The organism is Pectobacterium carotovorum, assembly GCF_033898505.1.
GTDB lineage: Bacteria > Pseudomonadota > Gammaproteobacteria > Enterobacterales > Enterobacteriaceae > Pectobacterium > Pectobacterium carotovorum_J.
The window spans coordinates 96009-110236 of the sequence record NZ_JAXAFK010000003.1 but is presented as its reverse complement, the minus strand read 5'-3'; the positions used below and the strand labels follow the sequence as shown (position 1 = coordinate 110236).

Sequence of the window (14228 nt, the reverse complement as noted above, 5' to 3'; positions counted from 1 at the left end):
CAAATGGCACGTTATTTCCGTCGTCGCAAATTCTGCCGTTTCACCGCGGAAGGCGTTGTAGAGATTGATTATAAAGATATCGCTACGCTGAAAAACTATATCACTGAAAGCGGCAAGATTGTTCCGAGCCGTATCACCGGTACTCGTGCAAAATACCAGCGTCAGCTGGCCCGCGCTATCAAGCGTGCGCGTTACTTGTCTTTGTTGCCGTACACTGACCGTCATCAGTAATCGGCCACTGTCCATTAACGAGACTTTGAGAGGATAAAGTAATGCAAGTTATTCTGCTTGATAAAGTAGCAAACCTGGGCAGCCTGGGTGATCAGGTAAACGTTAAAGCGGGCTACGCTCGTAACTTCTTGGTTCCACAGGGCAAAGCTGTCCCAGCAACCAAGAAAAACGTTGAGTTCTTCGAAGCACGCCGCGCTGAACTGGAAGCCAAACTGGCTGACGTTCTGGCTGCTGCTGAAGCTCGCGCCGCTAAGATCAAAGAACTGGGTAGCGTTACCATCGCGTCTAAAGCAGGCGACGAAGGTAAACTGTTCGGTTCCATCGGTACTCGCGATATCGCTGATGCGGTAACGGCTGCCGGTGTTGACATTGCTAAGAGCGAAGTTCGCCTGCCGAACGGCGTTCTGCGTACTCTGGGTGAGCACGAAGTAAGCTTCCAGGTACACAGCGATGTATTTGCTGAGCTGAATGTAGTTGTTGTTGCTGAAGCGTAATTCACGTTTATCGTCGAATTAACACTTTAGTTAACATGTGAAACGCTGGCCTTGTGCCAGCGTTTTGCATTTTAGGGATGGGGAAATGGCCTATCATTACCTATATCTAAAAATGAGGCCGGAGGCCGCATGTCTGATTTAATTCACCTTATCCGCGTCTATGACGCGCACGCGCCTTTCTCTTCTCCCACTTTTCTTATTGACCGTCTGTGGCCGCGTGGCATCAGTAAAGCGCGTCTGGAGGGGGCGGAGTGGTTTAAAGATATTGCGCCGAGCAGCGAACTGCGGAAATGGTTTCACGCCGAGCCGGAGCGCTGGATGGAATTTGTGGATTATTATCGTAATGAGTTAGCGCAGGGGACGGCGTGCGACAGGCTGTTGACGTTGCTTGAACAGAAGCAAGCAATCACGCTGCTTTATGGCAGTAAAGACGCGCAGCACAACCATGCTATTGTTCTGCGCGATTTCCTATTGGAACGGCGAGATCGTTAGCGAGTGCGCGTAAAGGCGCCGTCTGCACCGCGGGTGAACCGAATCGTCTGGTTCGCTGTGGTTTCGATTTCCAGCTCTGCGACCATGCCTTGCGCATTCAGCTGTAATTTAACTTCCTGACCCGCCCGTAAATTGCTGAGCGGTTTATCCCTGCCTTCCACCTGTGCCATCGCGAATACATCGCTGACGGGCAGATTGTTATCGCGAAAGAGCTGAGCCAGCGTTTGTCCCGAGGCGATCTCGTACTGCCGCCATGGTGCTGATGACGGCGTTGGCGGCTCGGTAGTCGCAGGCTGTCGCTGCGACGTTGAAGGCTGGCTTTCAATAATGACGGCCTGCATCGCAGCCTGATTATCTGCCTGAGTAAGAGGAATCGGCATGGTCCGGGCAGGCTGCTGATGTTGCGCGCTGTAAGGCCAGAGCAACACGACGAGCAGCAGGGCAATAGCGATTAAAATCCAGCGGCGGTGGAGGAACGGCAACGGTTCCATCCAGTGATAGCCATCGGGCAGATGCCAGATTTTTTGCAGCAGGGCACCAAGACGCTCACGCGGGGAAGCAGGAGGAGGAAAGCGTTCCTGATCTTCGCGTTCCCCGTCGTTTTCTACAGTTACAGCATTTGAGGGCTGCCGCTGGATAATTCGCTGGCAGAAGCGTACTAGCGTTTGATAATCCCAGGTGGTTTTCCGCTTCCTGGGCGCAATTCTGCCCATGGTGACCTCTCTTACTACGGTTTAATATAAAAACAGTTCAGTATAAAAACGGCATCATATAAAACAATGTCATTAACAACGCTATGCCAGTCACTACGCTATATCAGTAGAAAAGCGGCGTCGGCATAAAAACAGTATCAGGATGATAACGCAATCCAGTATACCGATAATCTGTATGAGCTGACCAGTTAACGCGTTGATGATTAAGGTAACCGCTAAGGCCGAAACATTGGAACTACCAGTATAGGACAGCTTCCCGGAATGGCTTGGCTGGCGTGCGGTTAACGTGATTACCTGCACACAGGATTTTACCCCAATCCCCGTCGCTGTTATGCTGCGCTTTCAGTTTTTTACAGATTAAAAGGAACATCCATGACAACTCCTTCTTTTGATAGCGTCGAAGCGCAGGCAAGTTACGGCATCGGCTTACAGGTTGGTCAACAGTTACAGGAATCAGGTCTTGAAGGTCTGATCCCGGAAGCTCTGCTTGCTGGTCTACGCGATGCGCTGGAAGGTAATGCGCCTGCGGTGCCTGTGGATGTGGTTCATCGTGCGCTGCGTGAAATTCATGAGCGTGCTGATGCGGTACGTCGCGATCGCCAACAGGTGCTGGCAGTAGAAGGTCAGCAGTTCCTGGCTGAAAACGCGCAGAAAGAAGGCGTGAACAGCACGGAATCTGGTCTGCAATTCCGCGTGTTGACACAGGGTGAAGGCTCTATCCCGGCTCGTCAGGATCGCGTACGTGTACATTACACTGGTCGTCTGATTGACGGCAGCGTGTTCGACAGCTCCGTTCAGCGCGGTCAACCTGCTGAATTCCCGGTAAGCGGTGTGATTCCAGGCTGGATTGAAGCGCTGACGCTGATGCCAGTCGGTTCCAAGTGGGAGCTCTATATTCCGCACAATCTGGCGTATGGCGAACGTGGCGCGGGTGCTTCCATTCCGCCGTTCAGCGCGCTGATTTTTGAAGTGGAACTGCTGGAAATTTTGTAATCTCCAGACAAAAGAAAGGCGCTCACTGAGCGCCTTTGTTGTTTCTACTGAATGGTTTCTACTGACTTTCTTTTTTTATTGAAACGACATTACTCACCGCGCAGCGCGCGTGGGAACAGCAGATTGTTTTCCAGATGGATGTGCTCCATCAGGTCGGTAATGAACTCGTTGATACCGGAGTACAGCGCACGCCAGGTATTGCAGGCACCTTCCGGTGGCACGACGCCGTTGGTCAGCTCTTTGACCACTTCCACATCACGCCCGGCGTCATCGTGCTCATGCTCCATCACTGAAATTGGTGCTGCGGCATTCGCCCCCATACCCTGACCGATCATCGGGAAGAGGATGCGTTCTTCTTTCATCATATGCTGAGACAGCTCGTTATAGATGGCGGTCAGTTGGTTTGCGAGGCCGTGCGGGCAGTCGGCTTTATCGTGATGCACGCGCTCGACTTTTTCTGCCATCAGAATCAGTTCCGGCAGTTGTTCGCGATGGCGATCGTGAAAACGAGGGATGATGTACGCGATAATGTCGGCCAGCGGTGCTTCACGCCAGTCCCGCGCATCAGAAGGCTGCGCGGCCAGTTTTTCTAACTGCGCTTCCAGCTCGTCGATATTGAGATCTTTTTTGCCAGCGGCGCGGCTGAGCGTTTGCTTTCCGCCGCAGCAGAAGTCCAGATTGAGTTCACGAAAGAGTTTGGTCGCGCGCGGAATAGCAATAGCCAACTCACCCAGGGATTGATCGCGGTATGCCATGATGATGCCTCTCAACGAATGCAGTTTATAAATTGCATTTTAAATGCATCTTTTTACGTTGAATATACCGCTTACGAGGTAGGCGGTAAAAAGTATACCGTGCTACTGCACGGTATTGCGGGTCTCAAGCGACTGCGTGATGGTATGTAAGAGCGCGGGAATATCCATTCTTGGTAATACCACCTCGATGAGCGAGAAGCGAGATTCTGCGTTCACGAGTTCAAGCACCTGTGCGAGGGCGACAGGTGAGCACACCTGCTCGCAGAGTATCTCGTTTTCATCCGCGCCTAGCGCTGCGGGAAGCTGTGTCCAGTTCCAGGCGGCGATATCGTTGTAGCGCTGTTCAGGGCCGTGAATCGCCCGTTCGACGGTGTAGCCCTCGTTATTCAGCACCACAATGACCATATTCAAGCGATCCCGAATGATAGAGCCAAGCTCCTGTACGGTGAGTTGAAGCGAACCATCGCCGATTAACAGAACCACGCGCCGTTCCGGTTCGGCAATTTGTGCGCCGAATGCGGCTGGCAGAGAGTAGCCTATCGACCCCCACAGCGGCTGAACGATGAAATGGCAGTCCCTCGGCAGCCGGAGCGTCGCGGCTCCAAAACAGGAGGTACCTTGATCCGTCACGAGAATATCGCCAGGGCGGAGGAAATGCTGTATCTGTTGCCAAAACTCGCGCTGGTTGAGCATGCCTTTATGCTCTGATTGCGGTAAAGCCGGAGGCGTAATGGGGCTGCGATCCCAGCGGGGCGCGAGCGGTGCGGTGATTTTTTCCAACGCGGCGATAGCATCTGACATTGGAACAGAAGGGAAAACCTGGTTGCCGACGCGAGCCAATGTTGGCTGGATATCGATGTTTTTTTCGCAGGAAATCTGGTGGCTGAAGCCGGTGGTAATCGTATCGGTATAGCGTACGCCGATGCTGATGATGACATCTGCGTCTTCGATGTGTGCCCGGATCGCTTCGTGACTGCCGCCACCCGCATAGGTGCCAGTAAAGCTATGGTGCTGTTCGTTTAATGTGCCTTTCCCCATTAGCAACGTAGCGTGCGGGAACGGTGTTTTATCGAGCCAGCGTTGAATTTGCCCAGCGACGCCAGCACGTTGCGCCAGAAAGTCGGCCAGCAGTGAGACCGATTGTGCCTCGCTGAGCATCGCTGTGGCGGCTGCGGTAAAGGCTCGTAGAGCATCGTCAGAGCGCAAGGGTTCAGGAATAGCAAGCGGGTATGGTCGTGTGCTGACCGGTGCTGCCGCTACGTCCAATGGCAGAAACAAATATACCGGTTTGTGTTGAGCGAGCGCTTCCCCAATAACCCTATCGATCTCTGTGGTGGCGTTGTCGATGGTGAGGCTGGCCTGTGCGACGGTGACTTCCACCGCCATGCGGGAAAAGTGGCTGAAATCGCCGTCGCCTAATGTATGGTGGAGCAATTCGCCGCTGCGTTGTGACGCAAGACTGGGCGCGGCGGCAATGTGAATAACGGGCAGACATTCCGCGTAGCTGCCCGCAATGCCGTTAATCGCGCTGAGTTCGCCCACGCCGAAGGTGGTGAGCAGCGCCGCCGCCGGACGGCATCGCGCATAGCCATCGGCGGCGTAAGCGGCGTTTAATTCATTCGCACAGCCCACCCAGGTGATATCTGGGTGCCTGATGACATGATCGAGAAAATGCAGGTTGTAATCGCCCGGCACGCCGAAGAGATGCTGAATACCAATTTGTGTCAGGCGATCCAGTAAGTAGTCGCCCACCGTATAGTTTTCGCTCATCGCTGTTCCCTCTGTGAATGACAGATATTCTGAGAGTAAGTATTAGCGCTAAGGTGAATATTTCTAATATTTATTCCCTATGGTTAATCCGTGACTCTGCATTTACTCGTGTCTGTCAGGATTTTTTGCATTAAATTTATTAATGAATTAATAGGGTGCTGATGAATAGCGTGCATTGGCGTTAGCGAAACGTTAAGAACGGTAAAGTCAGGAAAATGCGTATTTATCTGATAGTGGCGCAGAGGAATTCCCCGTATATCTTTGCCAGGCCGCAGTCGCGGTGAGCAAGGAGTTACCCTATGTTTAAGCCACTCGTCATCAGTGCCCTGTTTATGGGAATGTTTGCGGTTATGCCAGCGCCAGAGGCTAAGGGTGCCAGCATCGATCTGATGCCCGGCGTCACGTTGAATATTGGTGAACGTGACAGACGTGGTAATTACTGGGATGGCTATGACTGGCGCAGCGAGCGCTGGTGGCAGGAGCATCGGGGTTACCACCGTGGTGAACGTAATCGACACGGTTACTATTGGGATGGCTGGCGCTGGCGCGATTCCCGCTGGTGGCGTGAGAACCAGCGTGACAGACGTGATTATGACAAGCGCCGTTTTGATCCCCCTCGCTACGTTGACGATCGCGGTCCGCGTCGCGGTGATTGGGACAGGCGAGAGCATGAGCGGGGGAATGGTTACTATCGCAATGGACGGGGATCGTTCCGCGACTAGTCAGATAAAAAAAGCGCCGCGAAAGAGCGGCGCTTGTGCGTCGGATAATGGCGTTTCAGTCGTGTTGCTGAACTAGTTAGCCAGTTTTGCGGCGATGTCAGCAATGCGCTGACCATACAGCTTACCGGTTGCCAGATCGCCGGCGACCACTTCATCTACGCTGGCGTCAGACGGCGTCTGTGCCAGCAGACCCACGGAACCACCGAGGTTATTCAAATCGTCGCGTTTTGCCGCTTTGGCATTGGAGGGCAGTTGGTTCAGGCTGACCCAAATTCCGCCGTGCTGTGAAGCCAGCGTTTGCAGATAAATCAGGGTGACCTGCTTGTCCCCGTTCAGGCTGGCGCTGTTAGTAAAACCGCCAAACACTTTGTTGCTCCAGGCACGGGTAAACCAGGCTTTAGAGCTGGCATCCGCAAATTTCTTGAACTGCCAGGTTGGGCCGCCCATGTAGGTCGGTGTACCAAAGATAATCGCGTCGGCGGCGGCGAGTTTCTCCCACTCGGCATCGCTGATGTTTCCTTCCGCATCAATGGCAATCAGCTCGGCGCTAGCGCCCTCGGCGACGGCGGTCGCCAAACGCTGTGTGTGGCCATAGCCTGAATGATAAATAACGACTGCTTTTGACATAACCTATCCTCATTTCTCTGTGTTTATCAACGATACGCTGTGGCCGTGATGTAGCCCTGCGAGTGATACGTGCTTTCTAATAGATACTAACTTTATAATGTGAGGACTATATCGGAGCCTCATGGTTCTGTTAAGACAGCACTTTTAAGTGCGTTGGTATCTTCAAGGTAACCATACCCGTCATACTTCAAGCTGCTATATGGAAACGCGATAATGAGCAAACGCTATGATGTTTATGCGCAAAACTGCCCGACCCGCATGATTTTGGATCGCGTGGCGGATAAATGGACGTTGCTGATTCTGAATATTTTGGTTGAGCGACCGATGCGCTTTAATCAGTTAAAACGCGACGTGGAAGGGATTTCACAAAAAGTATTGTCGCAAACGCTGAAAAATCTGGTACGTGACGGTTTTGTCGAACGCACGGTCTTTCCAACCATTCCGGTGACGGTGGAATACGCCTCGACCGTAATGGGTAAAACGCTGGCCAAGCCGATTGCCGAGCTCACGTACTGGGCGGAACAGAATATGGATAATGTACTGTTATCTCAGCAGAAGTTTGATGCGTCAGCGAATAGTGCGGCTGAACCACTATGAGACCACCGCTCAGGCTCCTGCGCTAGCAGGAGCCTGTAGATAACAACGCGGTCAGCCCTTATTTAGCGTGCTGCAGGTCAAGGCGATAAACCGCAAAGCCCGTTTCATCATTACCGACGGACGTCATCGGGTACTGGGCTTTCTCTTTGATAAACGCCGCGGCTTTCTCTGACGGTGACGTTTCAAAACGGATATCCAGCGGCGTATCGCTGACGATAGGGGCCAGACGCCAGTTGTTATCCGCCTGCGGCTTCACTTCTCCCGACTTTTGCGTTTCCGCGCTGATGTAGGCCGCCAGAACGGAGCGGTTTTCATCCGGCGAGGCGAAGGCCACGTACTTCTCACCCGTACCGGCAAATTTCTCGCCGTAGGCGCGGTAGTTGTTGGTGGCAATCAGGAAGGTCGCTTTAGGATCGATCGGTTTGCCGTTAAACGTCAGCGCTTTGATACGGTGTGCTTTATCGTTGATTAACGCGCATTCGCTGTCGTAGCGGGCAGGTTGCGTCACATCAATCTGATAATTAACGCCATCGATCACGTCGAAGTTATACGTGCGGAAGCCGTCCCAGTTAAGCAGGGATTGCGGTTCACGCTTGCTTGGATCGATTTGTTTGAACTGACCCGCAGAGCATTCCAGCCACTCCTGCACCTGCTGCCCGTTAACTTTCACCACCACCAGCGTATTTGGGTAGAGATACAGATCGGCAGCGTTACGGAAGGTGAGCTGGCCTTTTTCTACTTCGACATAGCTGGCCGGATCGTTTTTACGTCCACCGGCTTTAAACGGCGCGGCAGCGGAAAGTACCGGCAGATCGGCCAGATCGGGATCGCCCTGAATAAAGTGTTCTACATAGGCGCGCTGAGCATTGTTGACGATCTGCACGGTAGGATCGTCCTGAATCAGCGACAGGTAGCTATACATGTTGTCTGCCGATTTACCGATCGGCTTGCTGACAAATTCGCGCGTATTCTGGTGTGCATCGGAAAGCACTTTCACCAGCTTGTCGTCTTCCGCCGCCAGTGATTTCTTCTGCGCTTTGTCATAGATCGGTCTGGCTTCCGCTTTCGCCTGTTCTACCTTCCATGTGCCGCTGTCGTTATTCAACGTGAAATCGACGACGCCGAGGTGGTCACCCCATTGCCCCGGCATCACCGCAGGCACGCCGTTGAGCGTTCCCTGTTTGATGTCAGCGCCCTTGATGTTCGCAAAGTCATTGCTGGGGAAAACCGCGTGAGCATGGCCGAACATGATCGCGTCGACGCCAGGAATTTGGCTGAGGTAGTAAACGGAGTTTTCCGCCATCGCTTTGTACGGCTCGGCAGAAAGGCCGGAGTGGGGGATAACAATCACCAGATCGGCCCCTTGCTTACGCATTTCCGGCACCCATTTTTTGGCGCTCTCCGTGATGTCTTCGACGGTGACTTTTCCTGTCAGATTGGCTTTATCCCACACCATGACCTGCGGCGGGACGAAGCCAATATAGCCGATGCGCAGGGTATGCTGTTTGCCATCGCGATCCGTAACTGACTTGTTTTCAATGTGGTAAGGCGTAAACAGCGGTTTACCCGTTTTCGCATCCAGCACGTTGGCGTTCACATAAGGAAATTTCGCGCCGGACAGTGCTTTGTGCAGGTAGTCCAGGCCATAGTTGAATTCGTGGTTACCGATGTTGCCGACGGAATAATCCAGCGTGTTCATCGCCTGATAAACCGGGTGCACGTCGCCCGCTTTCAGCCCCTTCGCGGCCATGTAATCGCCGAGCGGGCTGCCCTGGATCAAATCGCCATTATCTACCAGTACGCTGTTAGTGGCCTGTTCGCGTGCGGCGTGAATCAGGCTGGCGGTGCGCACCAGACCAAACTTATCGGTTGGCGTATCCTTGTAGTAATCGAAATCCATCATATTGCTGTGCAGATCGGTGGTTTCCAATACCCGTAGATCAACGGTAGCGGCATGAACGGTCGTGGCGACCAGCGTAGCAAGCAGGCTGAGTGCCAGTGAATGCTTCATTGCGTAACTCCTTGTGCGGTGATTGTCGACGCGTGAGGCGATCGGGGGTGTCTTTCATATCATGATGAAGTTAAAGTGATTATCGTCTCTAAATACTGAGGATGACATCAATAATGGCAATAATCGTAGATTGCCTCACAGATGTATAATGAATGACAGAGATGAAGTCTGCGTTACGCGTAACCGATAACGACGAGGTTGATCATGTTAGAAACTGTTTGCCAACTGGCTCGCGATGCCGGTGCTGCCATTATGCAGGTTTACGAAGGGCAACATCCTGTGGATGTCGCGCACAAGAAAGATGATTCGCCCGTGACCGCCGCCGATCTGGCCGCGCATCGGGTCATTAAGGACGGGCTGGCCGTGGCGTTCCCTGATATTCCTTTGCTATCAGAAGAAGATCCGCCCGCATGGGAAATCCGCCAGCACTGGCAGCGCTATTGGCTGGTTGATCCGCTGGACGGCACCAAAGAGTTCCTCAGCCGCAACGGTGAATTCACGGTGAATATTGCGCTGATCGAGAACGGTCAGGCCGTGCTGGGCGTGGTCTATGTGCCGGTCACGGGCGTGATGTATTCTGCGGCGGCAGGCAAAGCCTGGAAAGAAGAGAACGGCCAGCGGCGGCAAATTACGGTGAAGCAGGCTCACCCGCCGCTGGTGGTGGTCAGTCGTTCTCATGCCGATCGGGAGTTAAAGGATTACCTCGGCCAACTGGGTGAACATCAAACGGTGGCGATTGGGTCATCGCTAAAATTTTGTCTGGTGGCGGAAGGTGAAGCGCAGCTTTACCCGCGCTTCGGGCCGACGAACATTTGGGATACGGCAGCAGGCCATGCGGTGGCGGTGGCGGCCGGAGCGCATATTCACGATTGGCAAGGGCAACCGTTGTCCTATACGCCGCGTGAATCTTTCCTCAACCCCGGTTTCCGCGTTTCCCTGTTTTAACCGCTTTAGTGCGATGGCTCATACTGCTGAGCGCTTAAGCCTATTTTTACTCGCCCCTATTTCTCTTCCAGCAACTGACGCAGCAGGGACATCACCTGCTGCACTTCCTGCCCATTCAGCGTGCCATCCTTCACGAAACGGACTTTCCCCTGTTTATCCAGCACGGCGATAGCCGAACTTTGCGGCTGTAGCTGCCAGGTTTTCCGCACGTTGCCGTTGCTATCGACAATAAATTGCGACCACGGGAAGGCTTTTTTGTTGTCCTCAAGGCTACTGCGCACAAACATGCTGGTGCCGATGATGGCATCGTCGGTATTCACGATTGTCGTCGTTTGGTAATAATCATGCGGTAGGTTAGCGGCCTTCAGTGCGGAGATGAGCGGATCGTTCATCTCTTTGGCGGAGGTGCGGCCAGCGATGTGTTGTATCACCCGTACTTTTCCGGGCAATTGCGCACTGTTCCAGTTTTTATAACTAAACTGATTATTCTGGTACTGAAGTTCTCCTCTGTCCGCGACGCCGACGGGGGGAACCAATTGGTTGAGTATCAACGTATGGGCTGAGGCAGGGAGCGAGACAAGCCCCAACAAAGGCGTGATAGAGAGCGCGAGGAGCAGGTGGCGTAGTTTTATCATGGTATTTCCTTCTGTGTGGGGAGCCTGATGCGATGTCATTAGATGGAATATCTCAGGCTATGGAATAAGCGTAGATTCAGGACACTGGTCTGTCCTGTTTTGCGATAAAACGGTTTGTGCCCGAGAGCACAAAACCCTTATTTTTGAAGGTTTATACTAATGACTAAGGGTTTACTTAAACACTGTTCTGTAAAAATCTGTAAAAGCAGTTAAGAATACTGAATAGTGGGGAACTAAATACCGTTTTACTGCACTAATTAGCAGTATCCGTTATCTCATTAGCGCTCCAGAGCCTTAGCCATGTTGGCGAAAGGGAGAGCGTAGAAAAATAAAACGGGAGAGTAAAACGATGAGGATCTTCGAACGTTACAATCCTTTGAAAGTCGCCAAGTATGTGAAAACCCTGTTTCGTGGGCGGCTGTACATAAAAGGGGTTGGTGCTTTTGAGTTCGACTACGGCAAAATTCTATTGCCAAAGAAACAGGATAAGCAGCATCTTCTGGTGATGTCTGAAGTGAATCGCCAGGTCATCCGGCTTCAGGCCGAGATGGGATGATTGATGAAGAAACGGCCCGTAGCGGGCCGTTTTGGTTTCTGATGAAGCCCGATTGCTTGGGCATGTCTGCTGGCGGTTAATCGTCGCTATCAATCTTCACGCTGGATGAAACGATCGGGCGATCTTCCAGACGCGTCACCAACAGCTGATCGATCTTATAACTGTCGATATCGACCACTTCAAACTTATAGCCAGAGAAGCGCACCGCATCGGTACGTTTCGGGATTTTCCGCAGCGTATACATCATAAAGCCGCCGATGGTTTCGTAGTTACCAGAGTGCGGGAAATCATCAATATTCAGCGCCCGCATGACGTCTTCTATTGGCGTACCGCCTTCAACCAGCCAGGAATTTTCATCGCGTGCCACAATCTGTTCTTCCATTCCCTGGCCGACGAGATCGCCCATCAGCGTGGTCATCACGTCGTTAAGTGTGATGATGCCGACGACCAGCGCATATTCATTCAGAATGACCGCGAAATCTTCGCCCGCCGTTTTGAAACTTTCCAACGCTTCAGACAGCGTTAGCGTATCCGGGACGATCAGCGCAGGACGAATTTGCACACCGCTACTCAGCGTCAGGCTCTGGTTTCCTAGCACGCGAATCAGCAGATCTTTGGAGTCCACATAGCCGACGATCTGATCAATCGTGCCATCGCAAACCAGAAACTTGGAGTGCGGTTGCTGAGCGATCTTTTCCTTAATGCTGTCTTCCTGCTCGCGCAGATCGAAATAGACCACGCTTTCGCGTGAAGTCATCGAGGACGGCACGGTACGGGATTCCAGCTCAAACACGTTCTCGATCAGTTCGTGCTCCTGCTTACGCAGCACGCCCGCCAGCGCACCGGCTTCCACCACGGCATAAATATCATCGGACGTGATGTCATCTTTACGCACCATCGGCAGCTTGAGCAGGCGGAAAATCACGTTAGCCAAGCCGTTAAAGATCCACACCAGTGGACGGAAAAGGAACAGGCAGAAGCGCATGGGGTTGATTATGCGGACCGCGACGGCTTCCGGCGCAATCATACCAATGCGTTTCGGGGTGAGGTCGCCAAACAGGATGAACAGGCTGGTGACGAGAACGAATGAACAGATGAAGCTGACTTTATCTGCGGCTTCGGGTGACATGAAGCGTTCAAACAGAACGGAAAACGTCGGGGAAAATGCCGCATCACCGATGATACCGGCCAGAATCGCGACGGCGTTGACGCCAATTTGAATCACGGTAAAGAAGATGCCCGGCGTTTCCTGAAACTTGAGCACCAGATCGGCGTTGAGGTTTCCCTCGTCTGCCATCAGTTTGAGTTTAATTTTACGGGACGCCGCCAGCGAGATCTCGGACAGCGAGAAAAACGCACTGATGGCAATGAGACAAAGAATCAGCAATAGACTGTTTAACATCATTTTTAAAGTTTTCGCATGAGCCTAAAGTAGCGCAGCGATCCTCAGAAAGGTGAACACATTATGGTAGTTATTGAAGGTATATAACCGGGCAACGCGCTGCCCGGTTCGGGCGCATTATAGCAGGAGCGGTGAATTTACCGCCAGTGGTCAACGCGTAGGTGGCAGACAGACGCCGATACCGCCTAATCCACAGTAGCCGTTCGGGTTTTTGTATAGGTATTGCTGGTGATCGTCTTCCGCATAATAGAACGGGCCCGCAGGCTCGATTTCTGTGCTGATAGCGCGGCGATCGCCACTCTCCCTCATCGCCTGCTGAAAGCGTTGGAGGCTTTCCTGTGCGGCCTGTTCCTGCTCGGGCGTGAGTGTATAGATAGCGGAACGATACTGGCTGCCGATATCACCGCCCTGACGCATACCTTGCGCGGGATCGTGATTTTCCCAGAACAGTTGCAGCAGTTGATCATAACTAATAACCGCAGGATCGAAAACGATACGCACGGCTTCGGCATGGTCGGTCTGCCCGCTGCACACTTCGCGGTAGGTTGGGTTGGGGGTATAGCCGCCGATGTAACCTGCTGCGGTGCTGTAGATGCCCGGCTGTTGCCAGAACAACCGCTCCACGCCCCAGAAGCAACCCATCGCAAAAATTGCCACGGACATATGATCTGGCACATGCGTCATGGAATGTTCATGAACGACATGCAGCCTGGCCACCGGCATAGGGGTGGAACGTCCCGGTAAAGCATCGGATTGTGTAATCCGCTGCGTTTTATCAATCGAACTCATCACGTTGTTAACTCCAGCTAGACTGGGTAAATAACCCGCTTTCATGGAAAGCATAACCAAGAAGCATTGACCTGTCTTTATATCTTAATGGGGTTTAATGTTAAGGTAATGTTTATCTGTAATGCCGCATGTTGATGTTTGTAGTTGAAAATCTATTCTTAAGATGGAAAATTAGTATTTATCACTAAGATAATTCAATATTGGTAGGGAATTTCGGCGCTGCGTGGCGGATTGTCAGGTAAGCGTACAACGACGGCCTCCAATGCGGCGGGCGAAGTGATAAAAGCCATGCTATAGGTTTTAGACGACGAGGTTTTAGGCGACAGACTGATTTATCAGGGAGCTCAGTGACTATTTTCATTGCAGACAAACGTTTCATTGCAAAAAGACGTTTCACTTCAAAGAACCGTTTCATTGGAAAAAAAAGCGTTACCGGGCAAAAAGGCATAGCAGGACAAAAAAACAGTTTTGCTGGCTGTGGTGCGCCACGGTACCG

Annotated in this window: 16 protein-coding genes; 8 read left to right on the top strand and 8 right to left on the bottom strand. The window is 52.5% G+C overall.

The window, feature by feature from the left end; all coding sequences use genetic code 11:
• Positions 1–3: 3 nt before the first annotated feature.
• From rpsR to R9X49_RS15085, 3 genes are all read left to right on the top strand, one after another.
• The gene (gene rpsR, locus R9X49_RS15095) at positions 4–231 is read left to right on the top strand and encodes a 30S ribosomal protein S18 (RefSeq protein WP_005974788.1); all 228 of its coding nucleotides are present in this window, start codon (positions 4–6) and stop codon (positions 229–231) included.
• Positions 232–272: 41 nt separating this feature from the next.
• Positions 273–725, top strand: coding sequence for a 50S ribosomal protein L9 (gene rplI / locus R9X49_RS15090; protein ID WP_010279043.1), 453 nt, complete (start codon positions 273–275; stop codon positions 723–725).
• Positions 726–854: 129 nt separating this feature from the next.
• Positions 855–1217 carry a DUF488 domain-containing protein gene (locus R9X49_RS15085; protein WP_319849172.1) on the top strand — a complete coding sequence of 121 codons (363 nt, stop codon included), beginning with the start codon at positions 855–857 and terminating at the stop codon, positions 1215–1217.
• Here R9X49_RS15085 and R9X49_RS15080 read toward each other — a convergent pair.
• On the bottom strand, positions 1214–1930 hold the full coding sequence (locus R9X49_RS15080; RefSeq protein WP_319849171.1) for a LysM-like peptidoglycan-binding domain-containing protein: 717 nt from the start codon (positions 1928–1930) through the stop codon (positions 1214–1216). The genes R9X49_RS15085 and R9X49_RS15080 overlap by 4 nt on opposite strands.
• A gap of 372 nt (positions 1931–2302) precedes the next feature.
• Between R9X49_RS15080 and fklB the strand changes: the two genes are divergently transcribed.
• Positions 2303–2923, top strand: coding sequence for an FKBP-type peptidyl-prolyl cis-trans isomerase (fklB, locus tag R9X49_RS15075; protein WP_010279036.1), 621 nt, complete (start codon positions 2303–2305; stop codon positions 2921–2923).
• 89 nt (positions 2924–3012) lie between these two features.
• Here fklB and ytfE read toward each other — a convergent pair whose 3' ends face one another.
• Both ytfE and ipdC read right to left on the bottom strand, forming a co-directional pair.
• Entirely contained in the window at positions 3013–3678 is a 666-nt protein-coding gene (ytfE, locus tag R9X49_RS15070) for an iron-sulfur cluster repair protein YtfE (RefSeq protein WP_319849170.1), read from the bottom strand.
• Between the two features lie 102 nt (positions 3679–3780).
• Positions 3781–5448 carry an indolepyruvate decarboxylase gene (gene ipdC / locus R9X49_RS15065; RefSeq protein ID WP_319849169.1) on the bottom strand — a complete coding sequence of 556 codons (1668 nt, stop codon included), beginning with the start codon at positions 5446–5448 and terminating at the stop codon, positions 3781–3783.
• A gap of 299 nt (positions 5449–5747) precedes the next feature.
• Between ipdC and R9X49_RS15060 the strand changes: the two genes are divergently transcribed.
• The gene (locus R9X49_RS15060; RefSeq protein WP_319849168.1) at positions 5748–6170 is read left to right on the top strand and encodes a DUF2502 domain-containing protein; all 423 of its coding nucleotides are present in this window, start codon (positions 5748–5750) and stop codon (positions 6168–6170) included.
• 72 nt (positions 6171–6242) lie between these two features.
• Here the strand turns inward: R9X49_RS15060 and R9X49_RS15055 are convergent, their stop codons facing one another.
• Positions 6243–6797, bottom strand: a complete 555-nt coding sequence (locus R9X49_RS15055; RefSeq protein WP_319849167.1) for a flavodoxin family protein — start codon at positions 6795–6797, stop codon at positions 6243–6245.
• Between the two features lie 213 nt (positions 6798–7010).
• Between R9X49_RS15055 and R9X49_RS15050 the strand changes: the two genes are divergently transcribed.
• On the top strand, positions 7011–7394 hold the full coding sequence (locus R9X49_RS15050; RefSeq protein ID WP_319849166.1) for a helix-turn-helix domain-containing protein: 384 nt from the start codon (positions 7011–7013) through the stop codon (positions 7392–7394).
• A 58-nt stretch (positions 7395–7452) separates the two neighbouring features.
• On the opposite strand, the gene R9X49_RS15045 is transcribed toward R9X49_RS15050, so the two are convergent.
• The gene (locus R9X49_RS15045) at positions 7453–9405 is read right to left on the bottom strand and encodes a bifunctional 2',3'-cyclic-nucleotide 2'-phosphodiesterase/3'-nucleotidase (RefSeq protein ID WP_319849165.1); all 1953 of its coding nucleotides are present in this window, start codon (positions 9403–9405) and stop codon (positions 7453–7455) included.
• Between the two features lie 204 nt (positions 9406–9609).
• Here R9X49_RS15045 and cysQ point away from each other — a divergent pair, with 204 nt between their 5' ends.
• Positions 9610–10350, top strand: coding sequence for a 3'(2'),5'-bisphosphate nucleotidase CysQ (cysQ, locus tag R9X49_RS15040; RefSeq protein ID WP_319849164.1), 741 nt, complete (start codon positions 9610–9612; stop codon positions 10348–10350).
• Between the two features lie 56 nt (positions 10351–10406).
• Here the strand turns inward: cysQ and R9X49_RS15035 are convergent, their stop codons facing one another.
• A complete protein-coding gene (locus R9X49_RS15035) occupies positions 10407–10985 on the bottom strand; it encodes a YtfJ family protein (protein ID WP_319849163.1) in 579 nt (192 codons plus the stop codon).
• A gap of 349 nt (positions 10986–11334) precedes the next feature.
• Between R9X49_RS15035 and R9X49_RS15030 the strand changes: the two genes are divergently transcribed.
• On the top strand, positions 11335–11541 hold the full coding sequence (locus R9X49_RS15030) for a DUF1107 domain-containing protein (protein ID WP_005974755.1): 207 nt from the start codon (positions 11335–11337) through the stop codon (positions 11539–11541).
• Between the two features lie 76 nt (positions 11542–11617).
• Here the strand turns inward: R9X49_RS15030 and R9X49_RS15025 are convergent, their stop codons facing one another.
• Both R9X49_RS15025 and msrA read right to left on the bottom strand, forming a co-directional pair.
• A complete protein-coding gene (locus tag R9X49_RS15025) occupies positions 11618–12943 on the bottom strand; it encodes a hemolysin family protein (RefSeq protein WP_319849550.1) in 1326 nt (441 codons plus the stop codon).
• A 150-nt stretch (positions 12944–13093) separates the two neighbouring features.
• Entirely contained in the window at positions 13094–13732 is a 639-nt protein-coding gene (msrA, locus tag R9X49_RS15020; protein WP_319849548.1) for a peptide-methionine (S)-S-oxide reductase MsrA, read from the bottom strand.
• Positions 13733–14228 lie beyond the last annotated feature (496 nt).